General features: G+C 63.1%; 18 protein-coding genes. 9 read left to right on the plus strand and 9 right to left on the minus strand.

Features of this window, described 5'->3' with window-relative positions:
* Positions 1-60 precede the first annotated feature (60 nt).
* The 4 genes from ACPW75_RS11005 to ydiJ all read right to left on the minus strand — a co-directional run bounded on the left by ACPW75_RS11005 (position 61) and on the right by ydiJ (position 6,272).
* A complete protein-coding gene (locus ACPW75_RS11005) occupies positions 61-1,956 on the minus strand; it encodes a DEAD/DEAH box helicase (protein ID WP_016351112.1) in 1,896 nt (631 codons plus the stop codon).
* Between the two features lie 180 nt (positions 1,957-2,136).
* Complete coding sequence (locus ACPW75_RS11010) at positions 2,137-2,598, minus strand: hotdog fold thioesterase (RefSeq protein WP_077098012.1); 462 nt, start codon at positions 2,596-2,598, stop codon at positions 2,137-2,139.
* 126 nt (positions 2,599-2,724) lie between these two features.
* On the minus strand, positions 2,725-3,213 hold the full coding sequence (locus ACPW75_RS11015; protein ID WP_077098011.1) for a hypothetical protein: 489 nt from the start codon (positions 3,211-3,213) through the stop codon (positions 2,725-2,727).
* Positions 3,213-6,272: a D-2-hydroxyglutarate dehydrogenase YdiJ gene (gene ydiJ / locus ACPW75_RS11020; protein ID WP_179101525.1), complete on the minus strand. Its 3,060-nt coding sequence runs from the start codon at positions 6,270-6,272 to the stop codon at positions 3,213-3,215. The genes ACPW75_RS11015 and ydiJ overlap by 1 nt, the downstream gene beginning before the upstream one ends.
* Before the next feature lie 169 nt (positions 6,273-6,441).
* On the opposite strand from ydiJ, the gene ACPW75_RS11025 reads away from it, so the two are divergent.
* From ACPW75_RS11025 to ACPW75_RS11035, 3 genes are all read left to right on the plus strand, one after another.
* Positions 6,442-7,368: a cation diffusion facilitator family transporter gene (locus ACPW75_RS11025; protein ID WP_011706465.1), complete on the plus strand. Its 927-nt coding sequence runs from the start codon at positions 6,442-6,444 to the stop codon at positions 7,366-7,368.
* A gap of 313 nt (positions 7,369-7,681) precedes the next feature.
* Entirely contained in the window at positions 7,682-9,217 is a 1,536-nt protein-coding gene (locus ACPW75_RS11030) for a TerC family protein (protein WP_045527137.1), read from the plus strand.
* A 187-nt stretch (positions 9,218-9,404) separates the two neighbouring features.
* Entirely contained in the window at positions 9,405-10,526 is a 1,122-nt protein-coding gene (locus ACPW75_RS11035; protein WP_077098007.1) for an alkene reductase, read from the plus strand.
* A gap of 88 nt (positions 10,527-10,614) precedes the next feature.
* On the opposite strand, the gene ACPW75_RS11040 is transcribed toward ACPW75_RS11035, so the two are convergent.
* A complete protein-coding gene (locus ACPW75_RS11040; RefSeq protein WP_077098005.1) occupies positions 10,615-11,634 on the minus strand; it encodes an adenosine deaminase in 1,020 nt (339 codons plus the stop codon).
* Positions 11,635-11,848: 214 nt separating this feature from the next.
* On the opposite strand from ACPW75_RS11040, the gene ACPW75_RS11045 reads away from it, so the two are divergent.
* From ACPW75_RS11045 to ACPW75_RS11070, 6 genes are all read left to right on the plus strand, one after another.
* Complete coding sequence (locus ACPW75_RS11045) at positions 11,849-12,598, plus strand: HAD-IIA family hydrolase (RefSeq protein ID WP_011706469.1); 750 nt, start codon at positions 11,849-11,851, stop codon at positions 12,596-12,598.
* A gap of 69 nt (positions 12,599-12,667) precedes the next feature.
* Positions 12,668-14,242 carry a cation:proton antiporter family protein gene (locus ACPW75_RS11050; protein ID WP_077098003.1) on the plus strand — a complete coding sequence of 525 codons (1,575 nt, stop codon included), beginning with the start codon at positions 12,668-12,670 and terminating at the stop codon, positions 14,240-14,242.
* 125 nt (positions 14,243-14,367) lie between these two features.
* The gene (locus tag ACPW75_RS11055; protein WP_252410740.1) at positions 14,368-14,736 is read left to right on the plus strand and encodes a cupin domain-containing protein; all 369 of its coding nucleotides are present in this window, start codon (positions 14,368-14,370) and stop codon (positions 14,734-14,736) included.
* Positions 14,737-14,929: 193 nt separating this feature from the next.
* The gene (gene asnB, locus ACPW75_RS11060; protein ID WP_042066705.1) at positions 14,930-16,594 is read left to right on the plus strand and encodes an asparagine synthase B; all 1,665 of its coding nucleotides are present in this window, start codon (positions 14,930-14,932) and stop codon (positions 16,592-16,594) included.
* Positions 16,595-16,773: 179 nt separating this feature from the next.
* The gene (locus tag ACPW75_RS11065; protein WP_024944498.1) at positions 16,774-17,274 is read left to right on the plus strand and encodes a thioredoxin family protein; all 501 of its coding nucleotides are present in this window, start codon (positions 16,774-16,776) and stop codon (positions 17,272-17,274) included.
* Positions 17,275-17,395: 121 nt separating this feature from the next.
* A complete protein-coding gene (locus tag ACPW75_RS11070) occupies positions 17,396-18,019 on the plus strand; it encodes a glutathione S-transferase family protein (protein ID WP_077098402.1) in 624 nt (207 codons plus the stop codon).
* Positions 18,020-18,097: 78 nt separating this feature from the next.
* Here ACPW75_RS11070 and maiA read toward each other — a convergent pair whose 3' ends face one another.
* From maiA to hppD, 4 genes are all read right to left on the minus strand, one after another.
* The gene (gene maiA / locus ACPW75_RS11075) at positions 18,098-18,736 is read right to left on the minus strand and encodes a maleylacetoacetate isomerase (RefSeq protein ID WP_039214563.1); all 639 of its coding nucleotides are present in this window, start codon (positions 18,734-18,736) and stop codon (positions 18,098-18,100) included.
* A 72-nt stretch (positions 18,737-18,808) separates the two neighbouring features.
* The gene (locus ACPW75_RS11080) at positions 18,809-19,807 is read right to left on the minus strand and encodes a fumarylacetoacetate hydrolase family protein (protein WP_016351125.1); all 999 of its coding nucleotides are present in this window, start codon (positions 19,805-19,807) and stop codon (positions 18,809-18,811) included.
* A gap of 11 nt (positions 19,808-19,818) precedes the next feature.
* A complete protein-coding gene (locus ACPW75_RS11085) occupies positions 19,819-20,979 on the minus strand; it encodes a homogentisate 1,2-dioxygenase (protein ID WP_011706477.1) in 1,161 nt (386 codons plus the stop codon).
* Between the two features lie 47 nt (positions 20,980-21,026).
* Entirely contained in the window at positions 21,027-22,124 is a 1,098-nt protein-coding gene (gene hppD, locus ACPW75_RS11090) for a 4-hydroxyphenylpyruvate dioxygenase (protein ID WP_017408053.1), read from the minus strand.
* Positions 22,125-22,272 lie beyond the last annotated feature (148 nt).

The raw sequence follows: 22,272 nt of genomic DNA on the forward strand, positions 1-22,272 counted from the left end.
TGAACGACGGGCAACAAAAAGGCCGCTCGATGAGCGGCCTTTTTAGCTAGCAGTCAGGGTTTAGCTGTCGCGGCGCTTGCCACCGAATTTGCGACCCTTGTCGAAACCGCCTTCACGGCGATCCTTGTTGAAGGGACGGTCACCCTGTGGACGGCGATCCTTGTTGAAAGGACGGTCGCCACGGAACGGGCGATCACCGCGGGGCGGACGGGGAGCAGTGTTGCTGCCGGCCGGCACTTCGGTGTAGCGGCTGATCTGCAGCGGACGCTGGCAGACACGGGCCTTCTTGATCACTTCCAGCACTTCGGCGCTCATGCCCTTGGGCAGATCGACGGTGGAGAAGTCATCGGCGATGTCGATGTTGCCGATGAAGCGGCTCTCGATGTTCGCTTCGTTGGCGATGGCACCCACGATCTGGCCCGGCTTGACGCCGTGATGGGCACCCACGTCGACGCGGTAGCGCTCCATCTCCACGTCCGGGTTGTCTTTGAGCGGACGCGGCTCCAGGGACGGCATGCGACGAGCCGGGCGATCGCCACGGTCGGCGAAATCACGGCCACCACGGTCATTGAAGTCACGACGCTCGAAACCACCGCGATCGTTGCCGGCGTTGAACACCGGATCCGGAATGGAGTCATCCAGCAGCAGCGGTTGGTCGCCCTGTACCAGCTTGGCCAGTGCGGCAGCCAGCTCCAGCGGATCGGCAGAGTCTTCTTCGATCAGCTCGTTCACCAGGTTCACGTAGATCTCGAGCTCTTCGCCCATCATGGTTTCGCGGATGCGCTCCTTGAACTTGGCCAGACGGTGCTGGTTGATGTCCTCGGTGCTCGGCATCTTCATCGGCTCGATGGCCTGACGGGTTGCGTGCTCGATGGCGCGCAGCATGCGACGCTCGCGCGGTGCCACGAACAGGATGGCTTCACCCTTGCGACCGGCACGACCGGTACGGCCGATACGGTGAACGTAGGATTCGGTGTCGTAGGGGATGTCGTAGTTCACCACGTGGGTGATGCGCTCAACGTCCAGACCACGGGCGACCACGTCGGTGGCGATCAGGATGTCCAGCTGGCCCTGACGCAGCTTGTCGACGGTACGCTCACGCAGCTTCTGCGGGATGTCACCGTGCAGCGCTTCACAGGCGTGACCACGGGCAGCCAGCTTGCCAGCCAGTTCTTCGGCGGCGTTCTTGGTGCGTACGAACACCAGCAGGGCTTCGTAGGGCTCGACTTCCAGCAGACGGGTCATGGCGTCCAGCTTGTGCAGACCGGTCACCTGCCAGTAACGCTGGCGGATGGTGGTGGCGGTCGCAGTCTTGGAGGCGATCTTGATCTCTTTGGGCTGCTTCAGGTGCTTCTGGGCCACACGACGGATCTGCTCCGGCATGGTGGCGGAGAACAGGGCAACCTGACGACCGGCCGGGCACTGTTCCATGATCCAGTCCACGTCGTCGATGAAGCCCATGCGCAGCATCTCGTCCGCTTCGTCCAGCACTAGGGCTTTCAGGCCGGAGAGGTCCAGGTTCTTGCGGCGGATCAGGTCCATCACGCGGCCCGGGGTACCCACGACAACCTGAGCACCGCGGCGCAGGGCGCGGGTCTGGGTTTCGTAGGAGGCGCCGCCGTAGATGGGCAGCACGTGGAAATCAGGCATGTGGTGGGCATAGCGTTGGCACGCTTCAGCCACCTGCAGAGCCAGTTCACGAGTCGGTGCCAGCACCAGGATCTGGGTGTTGCGGTTACCAGCTTCCAGACGAGACAACAGAGGCAAGGCAAAAGCAGCGGTCTTCCCTGTACCGGTTTGCGCCTGCCCCAGCAGATCGTGGCCCGCCATCAGGTGGGGAATTGCTGCGGCCTGGATGGGGGACGGGCGCTCATAGCCCACGTCCTGCAGCGCTTTCAGTACAGGCGCGGCCAGTCCAAGCTCACTAAAAAGGGGCAGTTGTTCGGTATCAGACATAGATTCTTCCAGATTAAGGCAGGCGGCTAACACCGCGGAATAGCAAAAAGGCGGCGATTATAGCGCCACTTTGTTCTGCTGTCTTGAAAAATGTGATAAGCCTCTCAAGACGTTGGCAATTATAGAGGGATCTTGCGACTATGGCTTGCTTATTTTTCACTCATGGTGCGTTATTGCAGATCACGCTTCGCCAGAGTCCTTGTCCCGCTTGTGTTTGAGCACCGCCATGGTCAACCGGCTGGTGCACAATAAACGACCACGTTCATCGCGAATTTCTATCTGCCACACCTGAGTCGTCGCCCCCAGATGCAGTGGCGTGCAACGCCCCGTCACCACCCCTTCCCGCTTGGCCCTCAGGTGGTTGGCATTGACCTCCAGCCCCACGCAGTAACTGCCGGGCCCGACCGCCATGTTAGCCGCCAAGGAACCCAGCGTCTCCGCCAGCACCACGGATGCGCCGCCGTGCAGCATGCCGAGCGGCTGATGGGTGCGGTGATCCACCGGCATGGTGGCCTCGAGCCAGTCAGGACCAAAGGCACTGTAGATGATGTCGAGGTGGGCCATCAGGGTGTTGCGGGAGCTGGCGTTGAGCCCCTCAAGGCTCATGGGCTTGCGCCAGATGGGGTTGCTTTCTTGACTCATGGTGAGCGGACTCCTTGCGTGATCAACGGGTTATCGCTGCGCCGTAGCGGCAAACCAGCAGTGTCGGCGAAACAGGAGCAAAAAAAAAGATGCCCACGCCGGGGCATCTTGCATCGAGGTTGACTCTCACCAGGGATAGGTCACCCCTGACCACTCGGCCCAGGGCTGGTCCCGCCCCGGCAGGCGCGGCGCGGGCCACTGCCATACCTTGCCGAGCCAGGCGCGCAGTTCTGCCTCCAGTTCGGCATCGGTGAGCGGCGCCTCGGCTACCTTCCAGAAGAAGAGCTCCACCGCTACCTCCGGCAGCACCGAGGGGTAGAGGTAAACCCCGCCCCAGAACTCGGGCTCCCGCGCCGGGCTCCAGAGGCCATAGGCAAAGGAGCGCTTGGCCAGAAATTCGGAGTGCTGCCACTCCAGATCGGCCTCGTGCTGGCTCAGGCTGAAGTTGGCGGAGGGCCACACATCGTCCGGGCGAAACAGCTGATGAAGCTGCTCGCGCTCGCGCAGCATGGCGACGAACTCCACCACCGCCTGGGTCGGATTGACCGGCAGCAGCAGGAAGTGCGGGTGCCGATAGGCTTGCGGCACCCGAAACCGCTTGGGGAGCGTCAGCATCAGAGCAGTTCCAGCAGGGCCTGCAGCGGGTGCTTGAGCTTCTCCCCCTCCATCCGCTTCACCTGGCTGCGGCACGAATATCCGGTGGCCAGACAACGGGCTTGCGGCAGGCGAGCCAGGGGCTCGGCCCAGCTCAGGCCATAAATGCCCTTGGAGTTATCCACCTGTTTGGCATCGTGGCCATAGGTACCGGCCATGCCGCAGCAGCCCACCGACACCGGTTGCAGCGTGGCACCGAAGCGGCGGAACAGGGTACTCCAGTCACCGTGGGTCGACGGCTTGGCGGTCTTCTCGGTACAGTGGGCGAACAGATACCAGGGCTCGACGCCGGCATCCGCTTCTCGCACCGGCAACGCCTCGGCCGGCAAGGAGAGCAGCCACTCCTGGGGCAGCAGCACCTGGAAGTCACCGCGGGCGGGGCCGAGCGCCTTCACGTATTCGTCCCGATAGCAGAGCACCAGGGAGGGATCGACCCCCACCATGGGGATGCCGAGCGCCGCCACCTTGTTGAGGAACTGGGCGCTGCTGGCCGCGGTACGGGCGAAGGCGCGCAGGAAGCCCTTCACGTGCTGGGGCTTGCCGTTGGGCTTGAACGGCAGCAGATAGGGCTGCAGGCCGAGCTTGCTGGCGAGCTTCACCAGATCACGCACCACGGGGGCGTCGTAGTAGCTGGTGAAGGGATCCTGCACGATGAGCACCACTTTTTGACGCTGCTCGGGGCTCATGGCCTCCAGGCCCGGCAGATCGAAATAGCGGGCGCGATGGTCGCGCAGCTCCTCGGCCAGGGTCGGCACGCTCAATAACGGCACGTCCACCATGCCGATGCTCTTCTCGGTCGCCTTCTGGGCCCACTCCTTCTCGAGGAAGAAGTTGACCAGTTTCGGCGCCTTGGCCAGCAGGGGGGCATAGCTTTCCACCGTGCCGACGAAGTAATCCTTGGGGCCGCGCAGATAGCGGCTGTGATAGAGCTGCATGAAGCGGGCGCGGAAGGTGGGCACATCCACCTTGATGGGGCACTGGCTGGTGCAGGCTTTACACGCCAGGCACCCCTCCATCGCCTCCATCACCTCGTGGGAGAAGTCATACTCGCCGCGGGCGCGGGCCACCGTATTGCGGAACTTGTCGACAATCTGCTTGAAGCGCAGACCACCGCTTTGCAGCGCCACCTCCTCGCTCAGCGGATCGAAGCCCTGCTCTGCCAGCTGACGCAGCCATTCGCGCATCAGGCCGGCCCGCCCCTTGGGAGAGTGACGGCGGTCGCGGCTGATCTTGACCGAGGGGCACATGGGGGAGTCGGTCTCGAAGGTGAAGCACAGACCATTGCCGTTGCAATCCAGCGCCCGGGTATAGCTGGTGCGCACCGCCAGCGGGATCTGGCGGTCGAACTTGCCGCGCTTGGGCCCATCCACCGACACCAGCTCGGCGCCGCTGCCATAAGGCATGCAGATCTTGCCCGGGTTGATGCGGTTGGCCGGGTCGAACGCCCCCTTGACCCGTTGCAGCTCCTCCCACAGCTCGCCGAAGAAGGCGGGGCTGTATTCGGAGCGAAAGCCCTTGCCGTGCTCCCCCCACATCAGGCCGCCGTATTTGGCGGTGAGCGCCACCACCTGATCGGAGATACGCCGCAGCAGCACCTCCTGCTCGGGGTCGCACAAGTCCAGCGCCGGGCGCACGTGCAGCACCCCGGCATCGACGTGGCCGAACATGCCGTAGTCAAGGCCGTGAGCATCCAGCAGGGCACGAAACTCCATGATGAAGTCCGCCAACGACTCCGGCGGCACGGCGGTGTCTTCGGTGAAGGCCACCGGCTTCTTGCGCCCTTCGGCGTTGCCGAGCAGCCCCACCGACTTCTTGCGCATGGCGTAGATGGTCTCGATGCTGGCCAGGTGGTTGCACACCTGATAGCCGATGATCCCCGCCTCCCCCTTGGCCAGCAGGGCGTCGATGCGCCGGCACAGCTCGGCCACCTTGGCTTGGTGCTCATCCTCGTCGGTGTCGGCAAACTCGACGATGTTGAGCCCCTGCAGATCCTTGCCCGGCACCTCCTGAATGAACTCTTTGACCGAGTGCCAGATGATGTCGGCGCGGGCCAGTCCCAGCACCCGGGAGTCCACCGTCTCCACCGACAGCGCCTGGGCCTGTACCATAAAGGGGGCATTGCGCAGGGCCGACGGGAAGCTGTCGTACTTGACGTTGACCAAGGTGCGGTAGCGCGGGATGGGGGTGATGTTGAGCCTGGCTTCGGTGATAAAGCCCAAGGAGCCTTCCGAGCCGCACAGCACCCGGCTGACGTCCAGAGTGTCGGTATCGGGCTGATAGAGGTGTTTGAGATCGTAACCGGTCAGAAAGCGGTTGAGCTTGGGGAAGGTGGCTTCGATGTCGGCGCGCCGCTCGCGGCCGATGCGATAGAGGGTGCGATAGATCTCCCCTTCACGGCTCTCCAGCGCCAGCTTGTCCGCCAGACGCGGGCCGGTCACCGGCTCGGTGGCCATGAGATCGCCGTTTTCCAGCACAGCCTTGAGGCCGAGCACGTGATCCGAGGTCTTGCCGTACACCAAGGAGCCCTGCCCCGACGCGTCGGTGTTGACCATGCCCCCCAGGGTAGCGCGGTTGGAGGTGGAGAGATCCGGCGAGAAGAAGTAGCCGTGGGGCTTCAAATAGGCGTTGAGCTGGTCTTTCACCACCCCGGCCTGGGCCCGCACCCAACCCTCTTCCAGATTAATTTCCATGATCTGGTTCATATGGCGCGAGAGATCGACGATAATGCCGCCGCCCAAGGATTGACCATTGGTGCCGGTACCGCCGCCGCGAGGGAAGAAACTCAAGGTCGCGTACTCGGGCCCCTGGGCCAGCTTGAGCATCACCGCAATATCGTCCGCATTGCGCGGATAGAGAACCGCCTGAGGTACTACCTGATAGACGCTGTTATCCGTCGCCATCGCCAACCGGCTTGCATAAGACTTTTCGATATCACCACGAAATGCTGATCGCGCCAGCAACTCAAGAAACTGCAGGGTTGTAGGTGACAAACTGTCCTGGTAATCGAGTCTCGGGATCATGAATCCTTGTTCCCTTCCTTTGCTTGATGCCGGAACTCCGGCGACAACGACCGTTCGGGCCAGCCTCTTCGCGGGCTCCCGAACCAGTCCGCTCACATGTGAGCGGGCAGTATATCAGCTAGAAAACCGCTTGCGCGCGCAATCTTCACCATTTGAAAGGAGGACTTTTATGGCTCATTACAGCCATGTTATCAGTACGCTTATTCGCACCGAAAAACAGGCGCTGACCCTGTCGCTGTTTGGTTGCATCACCTTTGCCATTTTCGGGATCGGCTATGGCCTGTTCGTCGGTTCCAACGCCATCATGCTGGACGGCATCTTCACCCTGTTCAGCATGGGCATGACGGGGCTTGGGCTCATCACCGCCTACCTGGTTACCCGTCCCTCCGACGCCCGCTTTCAATACGGCTACGCCCACTTCGAGCCCATCGCCAACGTCATCAACGGCACCATCATTCTGCTGCTCTGTCTGGCGGCACTCTACAACGGCCTCACCACCCTGCTGGCGGGCGGACGGGAGATCGATCTCGGCCACGCCCTCATCTATGCCGTCGTCTCCACCTTCTTCTGCGGCATCATCTACCGGGTCGAGGCCGACGTGGCCGAGCGGGTCAACTCAGAGCTGGTGCGGGTGGACTCCAAGGAGTGGCTGGTCGACACCCTGCTCAGCACCACCCTGCTCATCGGCTTCGTGGTCGCCATCGGCCTTGATGCCATCGGCTACGGCCACTACAACCGCTACATAGACCCGGTACTGGTCTCGCTGCTGGCCCTGTGCGCCACCCTCATCCCCATCAAGGTGCTCGGTCGCAACCTGCGGGAAGTGCTGAAGATCGCTCCCAAGGGGGATGTCTCCCGGCTGGTGGCCAGCGAAGTCGAGGCCCTGCGCCTGCGCCATGGCATCGAGTGCTACAGCCATCTGGCGAAAAGCGGCCGCCGCTTCGATCTCGAACTCAACATTCTGGTGGCCCCCGGCCAGGAGTGGCCCGTCGAGCGCCAGGATGCCCTGCGCCAGGAGCTCTGGTCTCGCCTCGGCGATACCCTGGGAGATGCCTGGCTGTCGGTCTGCTTCACCCGCGAGAAACGCTGGCTGTAAGCCGCACGGCGGGGCTTGCCTGGCAAGCTCCGCCCGCCTCTGTCGCCCCAGAGGGCGAGCGCCTTTGCCCCTGCGCTTCCCGCCCCCTCTTGCCAAATACGGGATTCCCGTTATCATCAGGGCTCACTTTTAACCCGAGGTTTTATTGCCCATCATGGACAATCCCCGAAGTTGCCCTTCGTTTCTTCCCGTCAAAGCCTATCTTTATCTGCTTAATCAGCGCCTCTGAATAACGCCATTGCCTTGCTGTCACTGCGGCCATCGTACGCCGTGCTTACTCTCTGCTCTGTCTGTTTTTTATTGAGGTCACTACATGGAATTGCTGCTGGATCCCCACATCTGGATCGGTCTGTTTACCCTGATCGTCCTGGAAATCGTGCTCGGGATCGACAACCTGGTCTTCATCGCCATCCTGGTGAAAAAGTTGCCCCCCGCCCAGCGGGACAAGGCCCGCGTCATCGGCCTGTCGCTGGCCCTGCTGATGCGCCTGGGGCTCCTGAGCGTGATGTCCTGGCTGGTCACCCTGACCACCCCCATTTTGCACCTGTGGGATCACCCCTTCTCCGGTCGGGACCTGATCCTGATGGGGGGCGGCCTGTTCCTGCTGTTCAAGGCCACCTCCGAGCTGCATGAGCGGCTGGAGGCCAAGCCGCCCGAAGACGGACCGGTCGGCGTCTACGCCAGCTTCGGCGTGGTGATCACCCAGATCCTGGTGCTGGATGCCATCTTCTCGCTGGACTCCATCATCACCGCCGTCGGCATGGTGGAACACCTCGGCGTCATGATGGCGGCCGTGACCATCGCCATGCTGGTGATGGTGCTCGCCTCCAAGCCGCTGACCCGCTTCGTCAACGCCCACCCCACAGTGGTGGTGCTCTGTCTGAGCTTCCTGCTGATGATCGGTTTTAGCCTAGTGGCGGAAGGGTTCGGCTTCCATATTCCGAAGGGTTACCTCTACGCAGCCATCGGCTTCTCGGTGCTGATCGAATTCTTCAACCAGCTCTCCCAGCGCAGTGCCGAGCGCCACGAAGCCAAGCAGCCCCTGCGCGAGCGCACCACCGCCGCCATCTTCAAGCTGATGGGCAGCAAGGCATATCAGGACCGGCCGGACGACGATCTGGACGCCCCCGCCGCCGAGCCGGTGAGCTTTGGCGAGGAGGAGCGCTACATGGTGACCGGGGTGCTGTCGCTGGCCGAACGCTCCATCCGTACCATCATGACCCCGCGCTCCGAGATGGCCTGGATCGACGTCAACGACTCCAATGACGAGATCCGCGCCCTGCTGCAGCAGGAGCCCCACAGCCTGTTCCCGGTCTGTGACGGCGATCTGGACGAGGTGATCGGAGTGGTCAAGGCGCGCGACCTGCTGTTTGCCCTCAACGAAGGGCAATCCTTGAGCGAGCTGGCCAAGCAGAACGATCCCATCATAGTGCCGCAGACCATCAACGTGATTAAGCTGCTGGCGGAGCTGCGCCAGGCCAAGGGCAGCCTCATCCTGGTGGCCGACGAGTTCGGCGTGATCCAGGGGCTGGTGACCACCCACGACCTGCTGGAGGCCATCGTCGGCGAACTGCCCGATGAAGATGAAACGCCGGACATCGTCCGCGATGGGGAAGGCTGGCTCATCAACGGCAGCACCAACATCCACCACGTGGAACAGGTACTGGAACACGAAGGGCTGGTGAGCGAGAGCGACGAGTATGTGACCCTGGCCGGCATGCTGCTTTCCCACTTCGGCACCCTGCCCGCCCCGGGCCAGCGGCTGCAACTGCAGCAGCTCGGCTTCGAAGTGGTCGAGGTGAGCGAGCGGCGCATCGAGCGGGTGCGCGTCATGCCGCTGGAAGCCTGACACCATTGCGTGAACCATGCTGAAAAAGGGGGCCTTGCGGGCCCCCTTTTTATTCAGGCGCCTCCCCCTGCCCCTCCCTCTTTTCACCATTGCTGTCATCAGCGCAATTCTTTTCTGCAATTACCCCTCTTTTTCGCAAGGGATGCCGGCACTAGAGTGAGCCCATCATCACCATGAGGAATTCACCATGCACCACGATCACCGGTTCTGCCCCCTGCGTCTCGGCCAGCTGCACCTCAACAATCGCATCGTCATGCCCCCCATGACCCGCTCCCGCGCCAGCCAGCCCGGTGACGTGGCCAATGCCATGATGGCCACCTACTACGCCCAGCGCGCCGGGGCCGGCCTCATCATCAGCGAAGGCACCCAGATTGACCCCATGGGCAAGGGCTACGCCTGGACGCCGGGGATCCACAGCGCCGAACAGGTTGCCGGCTGGAAGCAGGTGACCGACGCCGTCCACGCCAAGGGCGGCACCATGTTCGCCCAGCTCTGGCACGTGGGCCGGGTCACTCACCCCGACAACCTCGGCGGTGCCCAGCCCATCTCCTCCTCCGCCATTCAGGCGAAAGGGGTGCGGGTGTTCGTCGACAACGGCAGCGATGCCCCCGGGTTCGTCGAAACCGTCACCCCGCGCGCCATGACCCAGGCCGATATCGACGCGGTAGTGGGGCAGTTCCGTCAGGCGGCTCGCAACGCCATGCTGGCCGGCTTTGACGGCATCGAGCTGCACGCCGCCAACGGCTACCTCATCAACCAGTTCCTCGACTCCGAGTCCAATACCCGCACCGACGGCTACGGCGGTTCGCTGGAGAACCGGCTGCGTTTCTTGAAAGAGGTGACGGAGGCGGTCTGCAGCGAGATCGGGGCCGACCGGGTCGGGGTGCGCCTCGCGCCGCTCACCACCCTCAATGGCACCGTGGATGCCAACCCGCAGGAGACCTACCTGGCCGCCGCCCGCCTGCTGGGCCGGCTCGACGTGGTCTACCTGCACATCGCCGAGGCGGACTGGGACGATGCCCCGCTGATGGCGGAGGGCTTCAAGCAGGGGCTGCGCGACGCCTTCCCCAACACCCTCATCTATGCCGGCAAGTACGATGGCGAGCGGGCCCGGGCGGCGCTCGAGGCGGGCTGGGCCGACATGATAGGCTTCGGTCGCCCCTTCGTGGCCAACCCCGACCTGCCCGAGCGGCTGCGCCACGGCTATCCGCTGGCCCCTCACGACCCGGCCACCCTGTTCGGTGGCGGCGAAAAGGGCTTGATTGACTACCCGACCTATCAGGCGGCCCCCCAGCCCTACACGGCCTGAGTCAAACCCGCCTAGTCATAATGAGACGCGCCCACCATCACTGGTGGGCGCATCGTTTTCTGTCTGTCATGCTTGCCGGCGCCGCAGGTTAATGGAGGCTGACCGCGTAGCAGGCGGCGTAGCTTCTGATCTCCCGGGTCAGCCGCGCCTTGTCGGCCAGGCTCAGCCAGCTCGCCTCTACCGCGTTCAGTGACAAGCGGCAGAGCTGGTTCATGCTGGCCCCCAGCTCATGGGCCAGGGCGTGGAAGTTGGCATTCATGTAGCCGCCGAAATAGGCGGGATCGTCGGAGTTGATGGTGACACACAGCCCCTGTTCCAGCAGCGCCAGCACGTTGTGGTGGGCTATCTTGTCAAACACCTTGAGACGGGTGTTGGAGAGGGGGCAGACGGTGAGCGGCAGCCGGGTATCGGCCAGATAGCGCAGCAGATCGGGATCGTCGACGCAGCGTACCCCGTGATCGATGCGCCGCACCTCAAGCTCCCGGATGGCCTGCCAGATGTACTGCGCCGGCCCCTCTTCGCCGGCGTGGGCCACCACCGGCAACCCCAGCTCGCGGCAGCGGGCAAAGACCCGGGCAAACTTGCTGGGCGGGTTGCCCTTCTCCCCCGAGTCGAGCCCGATACCGTGAATGCGCGACAGGAAGGGAGTGGCCTCTGCCAACGTGGCAAAGGCATCCTCCTCGCTCAGGTGGCGCAAGAAGCTCATGATGAGCCGCCAGCTGATGCCAAACTCCCGCTCTCCGCGCTGCAGCGCACGCTCGATGCCGCCCAGCACGGTGGCGAAGGGCACGCCGCGGGCGGTGTGGGTCTGGGGGTCGAAGAAGATCTCCACGTGCACCACCTTGTCGGCGGCGCAGCGTTCCAGATAGGCCCAGGTGAGGTCGAAGAAATCCTGCTCGGTGATGAGCACGCTGGCCCCCAGGTAGTAGAGATCGAGGAAGGATTGCAGACAGTCGAACTCATAGGCGGCGCGCACGCTGGCCACGTCGGGCCAGGGCAGGGCCACGCCGTTGCGCTGGCCCAGGGCAAACATCAGTTCCGGCTCGAGCGAGCCTTCGATATGGAGGTGCAGCTCCAGCTTGGGCAGACCGGCAATAAAGTTATCCATGATGACGGCTCCATCGGTTCACAGACAGCGGGACCAGCCAGTGGCAGAGCGGATCCCTCCCCTCTGTCGTTCATTGTGCACCTATCTCTGTTTATGGGGGAGACTTGTCATCAAACAGACTTATAATGGCGTCACAAAAACAACATAACTATTTGAAGATCTTGAGAGTTGGCGCAACTTTCCGCCGCCTCTTGCGCCTACACAAGGAGTCCCCATGAAGAAAAACGTCATCTGCGACATCGACGGCGTCATCCTGCACAACAACGATCTGGTGCCCGGTGCCGACCGCTTTGTCCACCGCCTGCTGGAGCAGGGCAGCAAGCTGCTGTTTCTGACCAACTACCCGGCCCAGACCCAGAAAGATCTGCAAAACCGCTTCCGATCCGCCGGGATCGAGGTGCCGGAGGAGTGCTTCTACACCTCCGCCATGGGCACCGCCGACTTCCTCAAGCGCCAGGACGGCAAGAAGGCCTATGTGATCGGCGAAGGGGCGCTGACCCACGAGCTCTACAAGGCCGGCTTCACCATCACCGACATCGACCCCGACTTCGTGGTGGTGGGCGAGACCCGCAACTACAACTGGACCATGATGCAGCTGGGGGCCAAGTTCGTCGATCAGGGAGCCCGCTTCATCGCCACCAACCCGGATACCCACGGCCCCATGATGCACCCGGCCTGCGGCGCCCTGTGCGCCCCCATCGAGCGGATGACCGGCAAGAAGCCGTTCTACGTCGGCAAGCCGAGCGCCTGGATCATCCGCGCGGCGCTCAACCGGATGGAGGCCCACTCCGACGACACCATCATCATCGGTGACAACCTGCGCACCGACATTCTGGCGGGCTTCCAGGCCGGCCTCGAGACGGTGCTGGTGCTCTCCGGGGTGAGCAAGGTGGCCGACATCGACCGCATGCCGTTTCGACCGAACCACATCTTCGACTCAGTAGTGGATATCGACATCGTCTGATCCCTGCCGGCTGACGGGCCGGCCTGGCGCAAGGTCCAGGCCGGCCTCGTTACCCCTGAAGGACGCGTAATGGAACCTGTCATGATCGCCGTGGCCTTTGGCTGCGGCATGCTGGTCAACCTCATCGGCCTGCCGCCCCTGCTGGGCTTTCTGGCGGCCGGTTTTCTGCTCAACGGCATGGGCTATCAGAACACCCCGGCCCTGAACGAAATCGCCGATCTCGGCGTCACCCTGCTGCTGTTCACCATCGGCCTCAAGCTCAATGTCAAGATCCTGATGCGGCGCGACGTCTGGGGTACCACCAGTTTGCACCTGCTGCTCTCCACCCTGCTGTTCACCGTGGTGCTGCTGGTGTGCAAGGGGCTCGGGCTGGCGCTGGCCCTGTCGCTGGACTGGCGGCTGGCACTGCTGCTGGGCTTTGCTCTCTCCTTCTCCAGCACCGTGTTTGCGGTCAAGGTGCTGGAGGAGCGCAGCGACATGAACGCCCTCTATGCCCGTCTCGCCATCGGCGTGCTGGTGATGCAGGATCTGTTCGCGGTGGCCTTCCTGGCGGTCTCCAGCGGTCAGTGGCCCAGCATCTGGGCACTCTGGATCCTGGGCCTGCCGCTGCTGCGCCCCTTGCTGCTGAAATTGCTGGAGCGGGCCGGACACGGCGAGCTGCAGGTGCTGTTCGGGATCTTCCTGGCGCTGGTGGTGGGGGCCGCCGGCTTCGAGGTGGTGGGGCTCAAACCGGATCTGGGGGCGCTGGTCATCGGCATGCTGATCGCCTCCCACCCCGCCTCCGCGGGGCTGGCCAAGTCGCTGTTCAACCTCAAAGATCTGTTTCTCATCTGCTTCTTTCTCACCATCGGCCTCAACGGCCTGCCGACCCACGACACCATGTTGCTGGCGCTGGCGCTGGTGCTGGCCCTGCCACTCAAAAGTGCGCTCTACTATCTGGTCTACAGCGGTGCCCACCTGCGGGTGCGTACCGCCCTGCTCTCCACCCTGGCGCTCACCAACTTCTCGGAGTTCGGTCTCATCGTCGCGGCCATTGCCGCCAAGGCGGGCTGGATCTCCCACGAGTGGCTGGTTGCGCTCTCTCTGGCGCTGGCAGCCAGCTTCATGATCTCGGCCCCCCTCAACGGCCAGAGCGAGCGCATTTACCATCGGCTCGGCAACTGGCTGCGCCGCATGCAAGCCACCACTTTGCACCCGGAGGACAGGCCCATCGAGCTCGGCGATGCCGAGGTGATCATCCTCGGCATGGGGCGGATCGGTCAGGGCGCCTACTTCGAGCTGGAGAACAAGTACGGCACCGTGATCCTCGGGGTGGAGAACGACAGCGAGAAGCTGCCCACCCTGCGCGCCCAGGGCATGAACGTGATCGAGGGGGATGCCACCGATACCGACTTCTGGGACAAGGTGCTGCTCTCCAACCAGGTCAACCTGGTGCTGCTGGCCATGCCTCACCACTCGGGCAACCTCTACGCCATCGAGAAACTGCGCAGCCACGGCTTTGCCGGCAAGATTGCCGCCATCGTCCGCTTCGAGGACGACATCGCCTCCCTGAAAGAACAAGGGGTGGATGCGGTGTTCAACGTCTACGACGAAGCGGGCAGCGGCTTCGCCCGCCACGTCATCAAACGGCTGCAGCCACGCTGACGGGGGGCGCGGCCCCCTTGGCAAGGGGAACGGTATCGTTTACGTTATGCGCAACCTCGTTTAATAAAACGAACAATCACGGGGCCTGGATGGCCCCGTTTTTTATCCCTTGCCAAGGAGGCAGCATGAAGACCCTCAACGACTGGATCCTGCTCGACCGCCACGAAGCGGCCCCCACCCCGCTGATGCCCGCCCCCGAGCGCCTGCGCGCCGGCAACCCGCGCCAGACGATATGGAACCACTACTCAGACCCGAGCCAACAGTTTCACGTCGGCTTCTGGGCTTGCGAGCCCGGCCGCTGGGCCATCCACTACACCGAGCACGAGTATTGCCAGCTGCTGGAGGGCGAGGCGGTGATCCACGACGGCCAGGGCGGCAGACTGCCCCTCAAGCCCGGCGATCAGTTCGTCATCCCGGCCGGCTTTGTCGGCGAGTGGGAGACTCTCACCCCCTGCCGCAAGCTCTATGTGATCTTCGAGCCCGCCGCGACTTGACGTTTGCGTCAACCCAGGCCGCCGTAGCCACCCTTTTTCAGGCCGACCGGGTTGACGTGTACGGCATGATTTTCTGCGGTTTTCCCGCTTGCAAAAGGTTTTTGCACTAGGCATTGTGATTGGCGAGGAATGTAAATGGAATTTCGAGCCCGAACGTGGGGGGCTCATATAAAAATCAAGAGGATTACCGCCAATGTGTTCTATTTTCGGCATTCTGGACATCAAATCCGATGCGGCCGCGCTGCGCAAATCGGCGCTGGAGATGTCCAAGCGATTGCGCCACCGCGGTCCTGACTGGTCCGGCGTCTACAGCTCCGACAAAGCCATTCTGGTGCACGAGCGCCTGGCCATCGTCGATCCGGGCAACGGCGCCCAGCCGCTCTACAACCCCGAGCGCACCCATGTGCTGGCCGTCAACGGCGAGATCTACAACCACAAGGAGCTGGAGAAGCACCTCAAGGTCGACTTCCAGTTCCAGACCCACTCCGACTGCGAGGTGCTGCTGGCTCTTTACAAGGAGAAGGGCCCGGCCTTTTTGGACGATCTCAACGGCATCTTCGCCTTCATCCTCTATGACGCCGAGCAGGATGCCTACCTGATTGGTCGCGATCACATGGGGATCATCCCCCTCTACACCGGCCGCGACGAGCACGGCAACTTCTACGTCGCTTCCGAGATGAAGGCGCTGGTACCGGTCTGCAAGAGCGTCGAAACCTTCCCGCCGGGACATTACCTCTGGAGCAAGGATGGCGAGCTTAAACAGTGGTACAAACGCGACTGGATGGAGTACGGCGCGGTCGAGCACAACGTCAGCGACAAGGCCGAGCTGAAAGCCGCGCTGGAAGCGGCAGTGAAGCGCCAGCTGATGTGCGACGTGCCCTACGGCGTGCTGCTCTCCGGCGGGCTGGATTCGTCCGTCATCTCCGCCATCACCAAGCTCTATGCCGCCCGCCGGGTTGAAGACGATGGCAAGAGCGAAGCCTGGTGGCCGCAGCTGCACTCCTTCGCCGTCGGCCTGGAAGGGTCGCCGGATCTCGCCGCCGCCCGCAAGGTGGCTGACCACCTCGGCACCATCCACCACCAGATCCACTTCACCGTGCAGGAAGGACTGGATGCCCTGCGGGACGTCATCTATCACCTCGAGACCTATGACGTCACCACCATCCGCGCCTCCACGCCCATGTATCTGATGGCCCGCTACATCAAGGCGATGGGGATCAAGATGGTGCTCTCCGGCGAAGGCTCCGACGAGCTGTTCGGCGGCTACCTCTACTTCCACAAGGCGCCCAACGCCCGCGAATTCCACGAAGAGAACGTGCGCAAGCTCGCCTCTTTGCACCTCTATGACTGCCTGCGCGCCAACAAGTCGATGGCCGCCTGGGGGGTGGAGGGTCGCGTGCCCTTCCTCGACAAGGAGTTCATGGATGTGGCGATGCGCCTGCAGCCTGCCGACAAGATGTGCGGCAAGGGCAAGATCGAGAAGCACATCCTGCGCGAAGCGTTCGAGGATCTGCTGCCCCACGAAGTGGCGTGGCGCCAGAAGGAGCAGTTCTCCGACGGCGTGGGCTATTCCTGGATCGACAGCCTCAAGGCCATGGTCGAGGAAGAGGTGACGGATCAGATGTTCGAGGCGGCGGCCTTCCGCTTCCCCGTCAACACCCCGCTCACCAAGGAGGCCTACTTCTACCGCGCCATCTTTGACGAGCACTTCCCGCTGGAGTCCGCCGCCCGTACCGTGCCCTACGGCAAGTCGGTCGCCTGCTCCACCCCGACCGCGCTGGAGTGGGATGCCAAGTTCAAGGAGATGGCCGACCCCTCCGGTCGCGCCGTGATGGACGTCCACCAGCAGGGTTACTGATCTGCCGGCGACCTCCTTTGCCTCAATGCCAAGCCCCTCCTGCGAGGGGCTTTGTTTTTTCCCGCCGACCCATTCCCGCTTTTTGCATAACAAGCGCCCATCTCGCCCTTGGCGGCCGGGCTCGCTCGTGTCACATTGTTGCGGCTTGGAAGCAACCACAACAACACAAGGAGCACGTGATGAACCGACTGCTATTGCCGCTGGTGCTTGGCACCGCCCTGTTTCATGGCGAGGCGTACAGCGCCGGCCACCTCTGGAGCCAGACCCTGCCCGATTACAGCCAGGGCTATGACGAGCAGCGCGACCCGGCCCGCGATCTCGCCGCCGCCACCGCCAAGGCCAGTGCCGAGGGCAAGAAAGTCCTGCTGCTGGTGGGCGGCGAGTGGTGCAGCTGGTGCCAGGAGATGAACCACTTTCTGGACCAACAACCCGATCTTGCCAGTCAGCTCAACCGCACCTTCGTGGTGGTCAAGGTGAACGTCAGCAAACAGAACAAGAACGAATCCTTCCTCAAAGGGTATCCCGAGTATCTGGGGGTGCCCCACTTCTACGTGCTGGATGCCAAGGGCAAGCTGCTGGAATCCTTCAACACCGGGCTGCTGGAGAAGGGTGACAGCTACGACGGGGAGAAATTCGGCAAGTTCATCGCCTTCTTCCAGCCCAAGACCACCCACGGCTGACTCGCCAATCGATGCAATCAGGGCCCTGCACGGTCGGTGACTGTGCTGGGCCTCGATGGCCATGCAAGCAGGGGTTGTAGGCCTGCGGCAAGCCGGCCATCCCCCCGACAAGGACGAAAAGATGTTACGGATACTGGGCAAAGCCTCCTCCATCAATGTGCGCAAGGTGCTGTGGACCTGCGCCGAGCTGGATCTCCCGTTCGAGCTGGAGCAGTGGGGTTCTGGCTTCAAGCCGACGGATACCCCGGCGTTTCTGGCACTCAACCCCAATGCCATGGTGCCGGTCATTCAGGATGACGACTTCACCCTGTGGGAGTCGAACAGCATCATCCGCTACCTGGCGACGCGCCACGGTGACAACGTGCTCTATCCCGTCGAGGCGAGAGCAAGGGCCCGGGTCGATCAATGGATTGACTGGCAGGCATCGGACTTGAACAGCGCCTGGCGCTACGCCTTCCTGTCGCTGGTGCGGCGATCCCCCCAGCATCAAGACCATCAGACCCTTCACGCAGCGTGCCTGCAGTGGTCTCACTATATGGAGATCCTGGAGAGACAGCTTCAAGCAACCGGGGGATATGTGGCCGGCCCCCACTTCTCGCTGGCGGACATTCCCATCGGGCTGTCGGTCAACCGCTGGCTGGAGACGCCCTATGATCGTCCGCAACTGCCGGCCGTGAACGACTACTACCAGCGACTGGGCGAGCGGCCCGGCTTTCGGCGCTATGGCTGCAACGGAACGCCCTGAGGCGAACGGGAAGGGAGGGTGTTGGCAGAGTGAACACGGCAGGCCGGGCCGGGATGACCAGGCCCGGCCTGCCGTATGTCAGGGTTGGGCATCCGGCTGCTGCTCTGGCGCGGCCTTGATAAAGGCCTGCAGCTGCTCGCAGTTGGCGACGATGCGATTGATGGTGGGGTAGTCTTCCAGCGACATGTCGTAACGGCGGGCGTTGTAGACCTGGGGCACCAGCATGCAGTCGGCCAGGGTCACCTCGTTGCCGACGCAATAGATGCCGGCGGTGGTCATCAGCAGTTGCTCCAGCGCGGTGAAGGTCTCGTCAATCCAGTGGCGATACCATTCGTCGCGGTGTGCCTTGCCCTGCCCCAGCGATTGCTCCAGATAGTTGAGCACCCGCAGGTTGTTGAGGGGGTGGATGTCGCAGGCGATCATGTTGACGATCTGGCGTACCCGGGCGCGCTCCTGCGGGGCTGAGGGCATCAGCGGGTGGGCGGGGTAGGTTTCGTCGAGGTACTCCATGATGGCCACCGACTGGCCCACCTGCACCTCGCCATCCACCAGAAACGGCACCAGCCCCTGAGGGTTGAGCCGACGGTAGGCCTTCTCGCGCTGCTCGCCCTGCCGCAGATTGACCGGATGCTGCTCATAATCGAGCCCCTTGAGCTGCATCACGATCCGTACCCGATAACTTGCCGATGAACGCCAATATCCAAACAACTGCAACATAATCTGTCCCTGTGTTGGCAGGTGCAAGGGCACCTGCCGCTCACCAGCCGGCCTCGTATCCATGCTGGCCCCTCACTTCGTCTGACTGGCCCCCGCCGGCGTGACCCGCTGCAAAATGGTGCCAAACAGACTCATCCCGTTGCGATCCTGCATCGCGATGGACACTGTATCACCAAAGCGCAGAAAGGGTGTAGTGGCTTGACCTGACTCGATAATTTCCAGCATTCGCAGCTCGGCGAGGCAGGATGAGCCGCGGCTTCGGTCGTAGTTGGAGACGGTCCCCGAGCCGATGATGCAACCCGCCCCGAGCGGCCGGGTCTTGGCGGCGTGGGCGATCAGCTCATAAAAGTTGAAGGTCATGTCCACCCCGGCATCGGGGGCCCCGAACAGGGCACCGTTGAGGTGGGTCTCGAGGGGCAGGTGTACCTTGCCATCGCGCCAGTCATCCCCCAGCTCGTCCGGGGTGATGGCCAGCGGCGAGAAGCTGCTGGAGGGCTTGGACTGGAAGAAGCCAAAGCCCTTGGCAAGCTCACCCGGGATGAGGTTGCGCAGGCTGACGTCGTTGACCAGCATCAGCAGCTTGATGTGGCCAGCGGCCGCCTGCGGGCTGGTGCCCATCGGCACGTCGTCGGTGATGACGGCGATCTCCGACTCGAAATCGATGCCCCACTCCTCCGACCCCATCGGGATGGTGCCACGGGGTGGCAGGAAGCTGTCCGAGCCCCCTTGGTACATCAGGGGATCGTGCCAGAAGCTTTCTGGCATCTCGGCGCCGCGGGCCTTGCGCACCAGCTCCACGTGGTTGACGTAGGCGCTGCCATCGGCCCACTGGTAGGCGCGCGGCAGCGGGGAGAGACAGGCCGTCTCGTCGAACGGGAAGGCGTCGGCGCAGGCACCATCGTTGAGCTGCTGATAGACGGCGGTCAGTTTGGGCGCAAGCTCGGCCCACTCGTCGAGGGCCGCCTGCAGGGTGGCGGCCAGCTGCGGCACGCGCACCGCGCGGCTCAGATCGCGACTCACCACCACCAGGGCGCCGTCCCGTTTGCCATTGTTCAGGGTTGCCAGTTTCATAGGGATTCCTTTTATTTGCCGTTGGTGGCTGGCGTGAGTTCCGGGCGCAACCAGCTGGTGACGTAACGCGGGTTCTCCACCCCGTCACACAGGCTGCCGACGTTGAGCGCATCGCGGGTATCGAGCATCACCGCCACCTCGTCGGTGAACTTCTTGGCGTAGGCCTGACCCGCCGCAAACGCCTTGGGATGGGGGCCGTGGGTAAAACCGGCGGGGTGGAAGGTGACCATGCCCCGCTCGATGTTGTCCCGGCTGAAGAAATCCCCGGCGTGGTAGAAGAGCACCTCGTCGTAGTCGTCGTTGCTGTGATAGAAGGGCACCTTGAGGGCGCCGGGATCGCTCTCGATGGGGCGCGGCACGAAGGTGCAGACCACGAACCGGCTCGCCACAAAGGTGGAGTGGGCCGAGGGCGGCAGGTGGTAACGGTGGCTCATCAGCGGGCGGATGTCCCGCCAGTTGAGGCGCACCACGCAGAGATCCCCGTGCCAGCCTTGCGCATCCAGCGGATTGAACGGCCAGGTGATGACCGACACCTGGTTGTGACGCTTGACCTGCAGCGACCAGGGGTTCTCATCCTGCTGGGCCAGGAAGCGCTCGTTGATGGCCGGCACGTCCAGCGCTGCGGGATCGAAGATGGCGTGATTGCCCACCAGCCCCTTGTCCGGCAGCTGGTAGCTGTCGTTGGTCGCCTCAATCATCAGGATGAACAGGGGCGCCGTCGGCTCGATGCGCCACATGGTGCCGCGGGGGATCACCAGGTAGTCGCCATCGCGCAGGGTCAGGTGACCGTAGTCGCAATAGAACTCGCCGCTCCCCTCGTGGATAAACAGGAGCTCGTCGCCATCGGCGTTGCGCACCAGAAACGGCATGGGCTCATGCAGGCGCCAGATGCGGTAGCGGCAGTGGGGGTTGCTCAGAATATCTGGCATCACCCAGGGGGAGAGGGAACTCACCTCCTCGCCGAGGGCGTTGAGATCGAACAGGCGTGGGCGCAGCGGCCCCTCCCAGTTGACCCAGTCGGTGGGGGCATGCTTGTGGTGCATGTGGGTGGCCGGCCCAAAAAAGCCGGAGCGGCCCAGTTCACGCTCATAGATGGCCTGCTCGGGCAGGTCGGCATGAGCCTGACGGGAGTGTGTCCCCTCCCGATGGGGAAAGTTAATCCAGTTGCGCATCGCCAACCTCCCTTGCTTGACAACCAACCCGCGTGTGGCGGTTCCCGTTACGCATCATTGAGCACCCCGCGGCGGATCTGATCCAGCTCGATGGATTCGAACAGTGCCTGGAAGTTGCCCTCACCAAAGCCTTCGTTACCCTTGCGCTGGATGATCTCGAAGAACACCGGGCCGATCACGGTGTCGGTGAAGATCTGCAGCAGGATGCCGTCCTTGGTGGGGGAGCCGTCGATCAGGATGCGCAGCTCTTTGAGCGCCGCCAGATCCTCCTGGTGCCCCTCGACCCGGCTGTCCACCTTCTCGTAGTAGGTGTCCGGGGTCGGCATAAAGCCGGTACCACGGCCACGCAGGGTACGGATGGTGTGGTAGATGTCGCTCGACGCCATGGCGATGTGCTGGATCCCCTCCCCCTTGTACTGGCGCAGGTACTCTTCGATCTGGGACTTGTCGTCAGAGGATTCGTTGATGGGAATGCGAATTTTGCCGCAGGGGGCTGTCATGGCGCGGGAATGGAGCCCGGTCAGCTTGCCCTCGATGTCGAAGTAGCGGATCTCGCGGAAGTTGCCGATCCGCTCGTAGAAATTGGACCAGACATCCATGTTGCCGCGCTGCACGTTGTGGGTCAGGTGGTCAATCTCGTACAACCCGGCATCCACCTCGGCCATGCGCGCCTGCCAGTCGGGATAGAAGACAAAATCCACGTCATAGATGGAGCCCTTGTCGCCGTAGCGGTCGACGAAAGAGAGGGTACTCTCGCCGATGCCGTAGATGGCGGGGATGTTGAGCTCCATGGGGCCAATCTTGCCGACGAACGGCTTGGCGCCCTTGCCGATGGCGTACTGCTGGGCCTTGCCGGCATCGCTCACCCGAAACGCCATGCCGCAGACGCTCGGCCCGTGCAGGCTGGCAAACTGCTCGGCCTGGGAGTGGGGCTCGGCATTGACCACGAAGTTGATGTCCCCCTGGCGGTAGAGCCAGCACTGCTTGTGTTTGTGCTGCGCCACCTCGGCAAAGCCCAGCGAGACGAACAGCGCCTTGAGGGCGGCAATCCCTTTGGCATCCGGCGCCGTGTACTCGACGAATTCAAAACCATCGGTGCCGAGCGGATTGATGGTGTGAGTACGGGCAGAAGAAGTGGTCGTCATGATGCGCTCCTTGCGATTGACTGATAACGAAGAGGGTCACACCGGGGCGCTGCGGGCAGCCGCCACCGGCATTGTTAACAACTTGTTTCATTAGAGGTGGCGGCGCGGCGGAAGAGAAGAGGCGGCGTTCAGATAGTTTGCCGGGGGG

Source organism: Aeromonas sp. FL131 (assembly GCF_049860615.1).
In the GTDB taxonomy this organism is placed as follows: Bacteria; Pseudomonadota; Gammaproteobacteria; order Enterobacterales; family Aeromonadaceae; genus Aeromonas; species Aeromonas hydrophila.

Bases quoted from the DNA above. Each gene is read 5' to 3' on its own strand.
- ACPW75_RS11010 (WP_077098012.1), bottom strand. From the start codon at position 2,598: ATGAGTCAAGAAAGCAACCCCATCTGGCGCAAGCCCATGAGCCTTGAG.
- ACPW75_RS11005 (WP_016351112.1), bottom strand. From the start codon at position 1,956: ATGTCTGATACCGAACAACTGCCCCTTTTTAGTGAGCTTGGACTGGCC.
- ACPW75_RS11045 (WP_011706469.1), top strand. From the start codon at position 11,849: ATGAAGAAAAACGTCATCTGCGACATCGACGGCGTCATCCTGCACAAC.
- ACPW75_RS11035 (WP_077098007.1), top strand. From the start codon at position 9,405: ATGCACCACGATCACCGGTTCTGCCCCCTGCGTCTCGGCCAGCTGCAC.
- maiA (WP_039214563.1), bottom strand. From the start codon at position 18,736: ATGTTGCAGTTGTTTGGATATTGGCGTTCATCGGCAAGTTATCGGGTA.
- ACPW75_RS11085 (WP_011706477.1), bottom strand. From the start codon at position 20,979: ATGCGCAACTGGATTAACTTTCCCCATCGGGAGGGGACACACTCCCGT.
- ACPW75_RS11070 (WP_077098402.1), top strand. From the start codon at position 17,396: ATGTTACGGATACTGGGCAAAGCCTCCTCCATCAATGTGCGCAAGGTG.
- ACPW75_RS11050 (WP_077098003.1), top strand. From the start codon at position 12,668: ATGGAACCTGTCATGATCGCCGTGGCCTTTGGCTGCGGCATGCTGGTC.
- asnB (WP_042066705.1), top strand. From the start codon at position 14,930: ATGTGTTCTATTTTCGGCATTCTGGACATCAAATCCGATGCGGCCGCG.
- ydiJ (WP_179101525.1), bottom strand. From the start codon at position 6,272: ATGATCCCGAGACTCGATTACCAGGACAGTTTGTCACCTACAACCCTG.
- ACPW75_RS11030 (WP_045527137.1), top strand. From the start codon at position 7,682: ATGGAATTGCTGCTGGATCCCCACATCTGGATCGGTCTGTTTACCCTG.
- ACPW75_RS11015 (WP_077098011.1), bottom strand. From the start codon at position 3,213: ATGCTGACGCTCCCCAAGCGGTTTCGGGTGCCGCAAGCCTATCGGCAC.
- ACPW75_RS11025 (WP_011706465.1), top strand. From the start codon at position 6,442: ATGGCTCATTACAGCCATGTTATCAGTACGCTTATTCGCACCGAAAAA.
- ACPW75_RS11065 (WP_024944498.1), top strand. From the start codon at position 16,774: ATGAACCGACTGCTATTGCCGCTGGTGCTTGGCACCGCCCTGTTTCAT.
- hppD (WP_017408053.1), bottom strand. From the start codon at position 22,124: ATGACGACCACTTCTTCTGCCCGTACTCACACCATCAATCCGCTCGGC.
- ACPW75_RS11040 (WP_077098005.1), bottom strand. From the start codon at position 11,634: ATGGATAACTTTATTGCCGGTCTGCCCAAGCTGGAGCTGCACCTCCAT.
- ACPW75_RS11080 (WP_016351125.1), bottom strand. From the start codon at position 19,807: ATGAAACTGGCAACCCTGAACAATGGCAAACGGGACGGCGCCCTGGTG.
- ACPW75_RS11055 (WP_252410740.1), top strand. From the start codon at position 14,368: ATGAAGACCCTCAACGACTGGATCCTGCTCGACCGCCACGAAGCGGCC.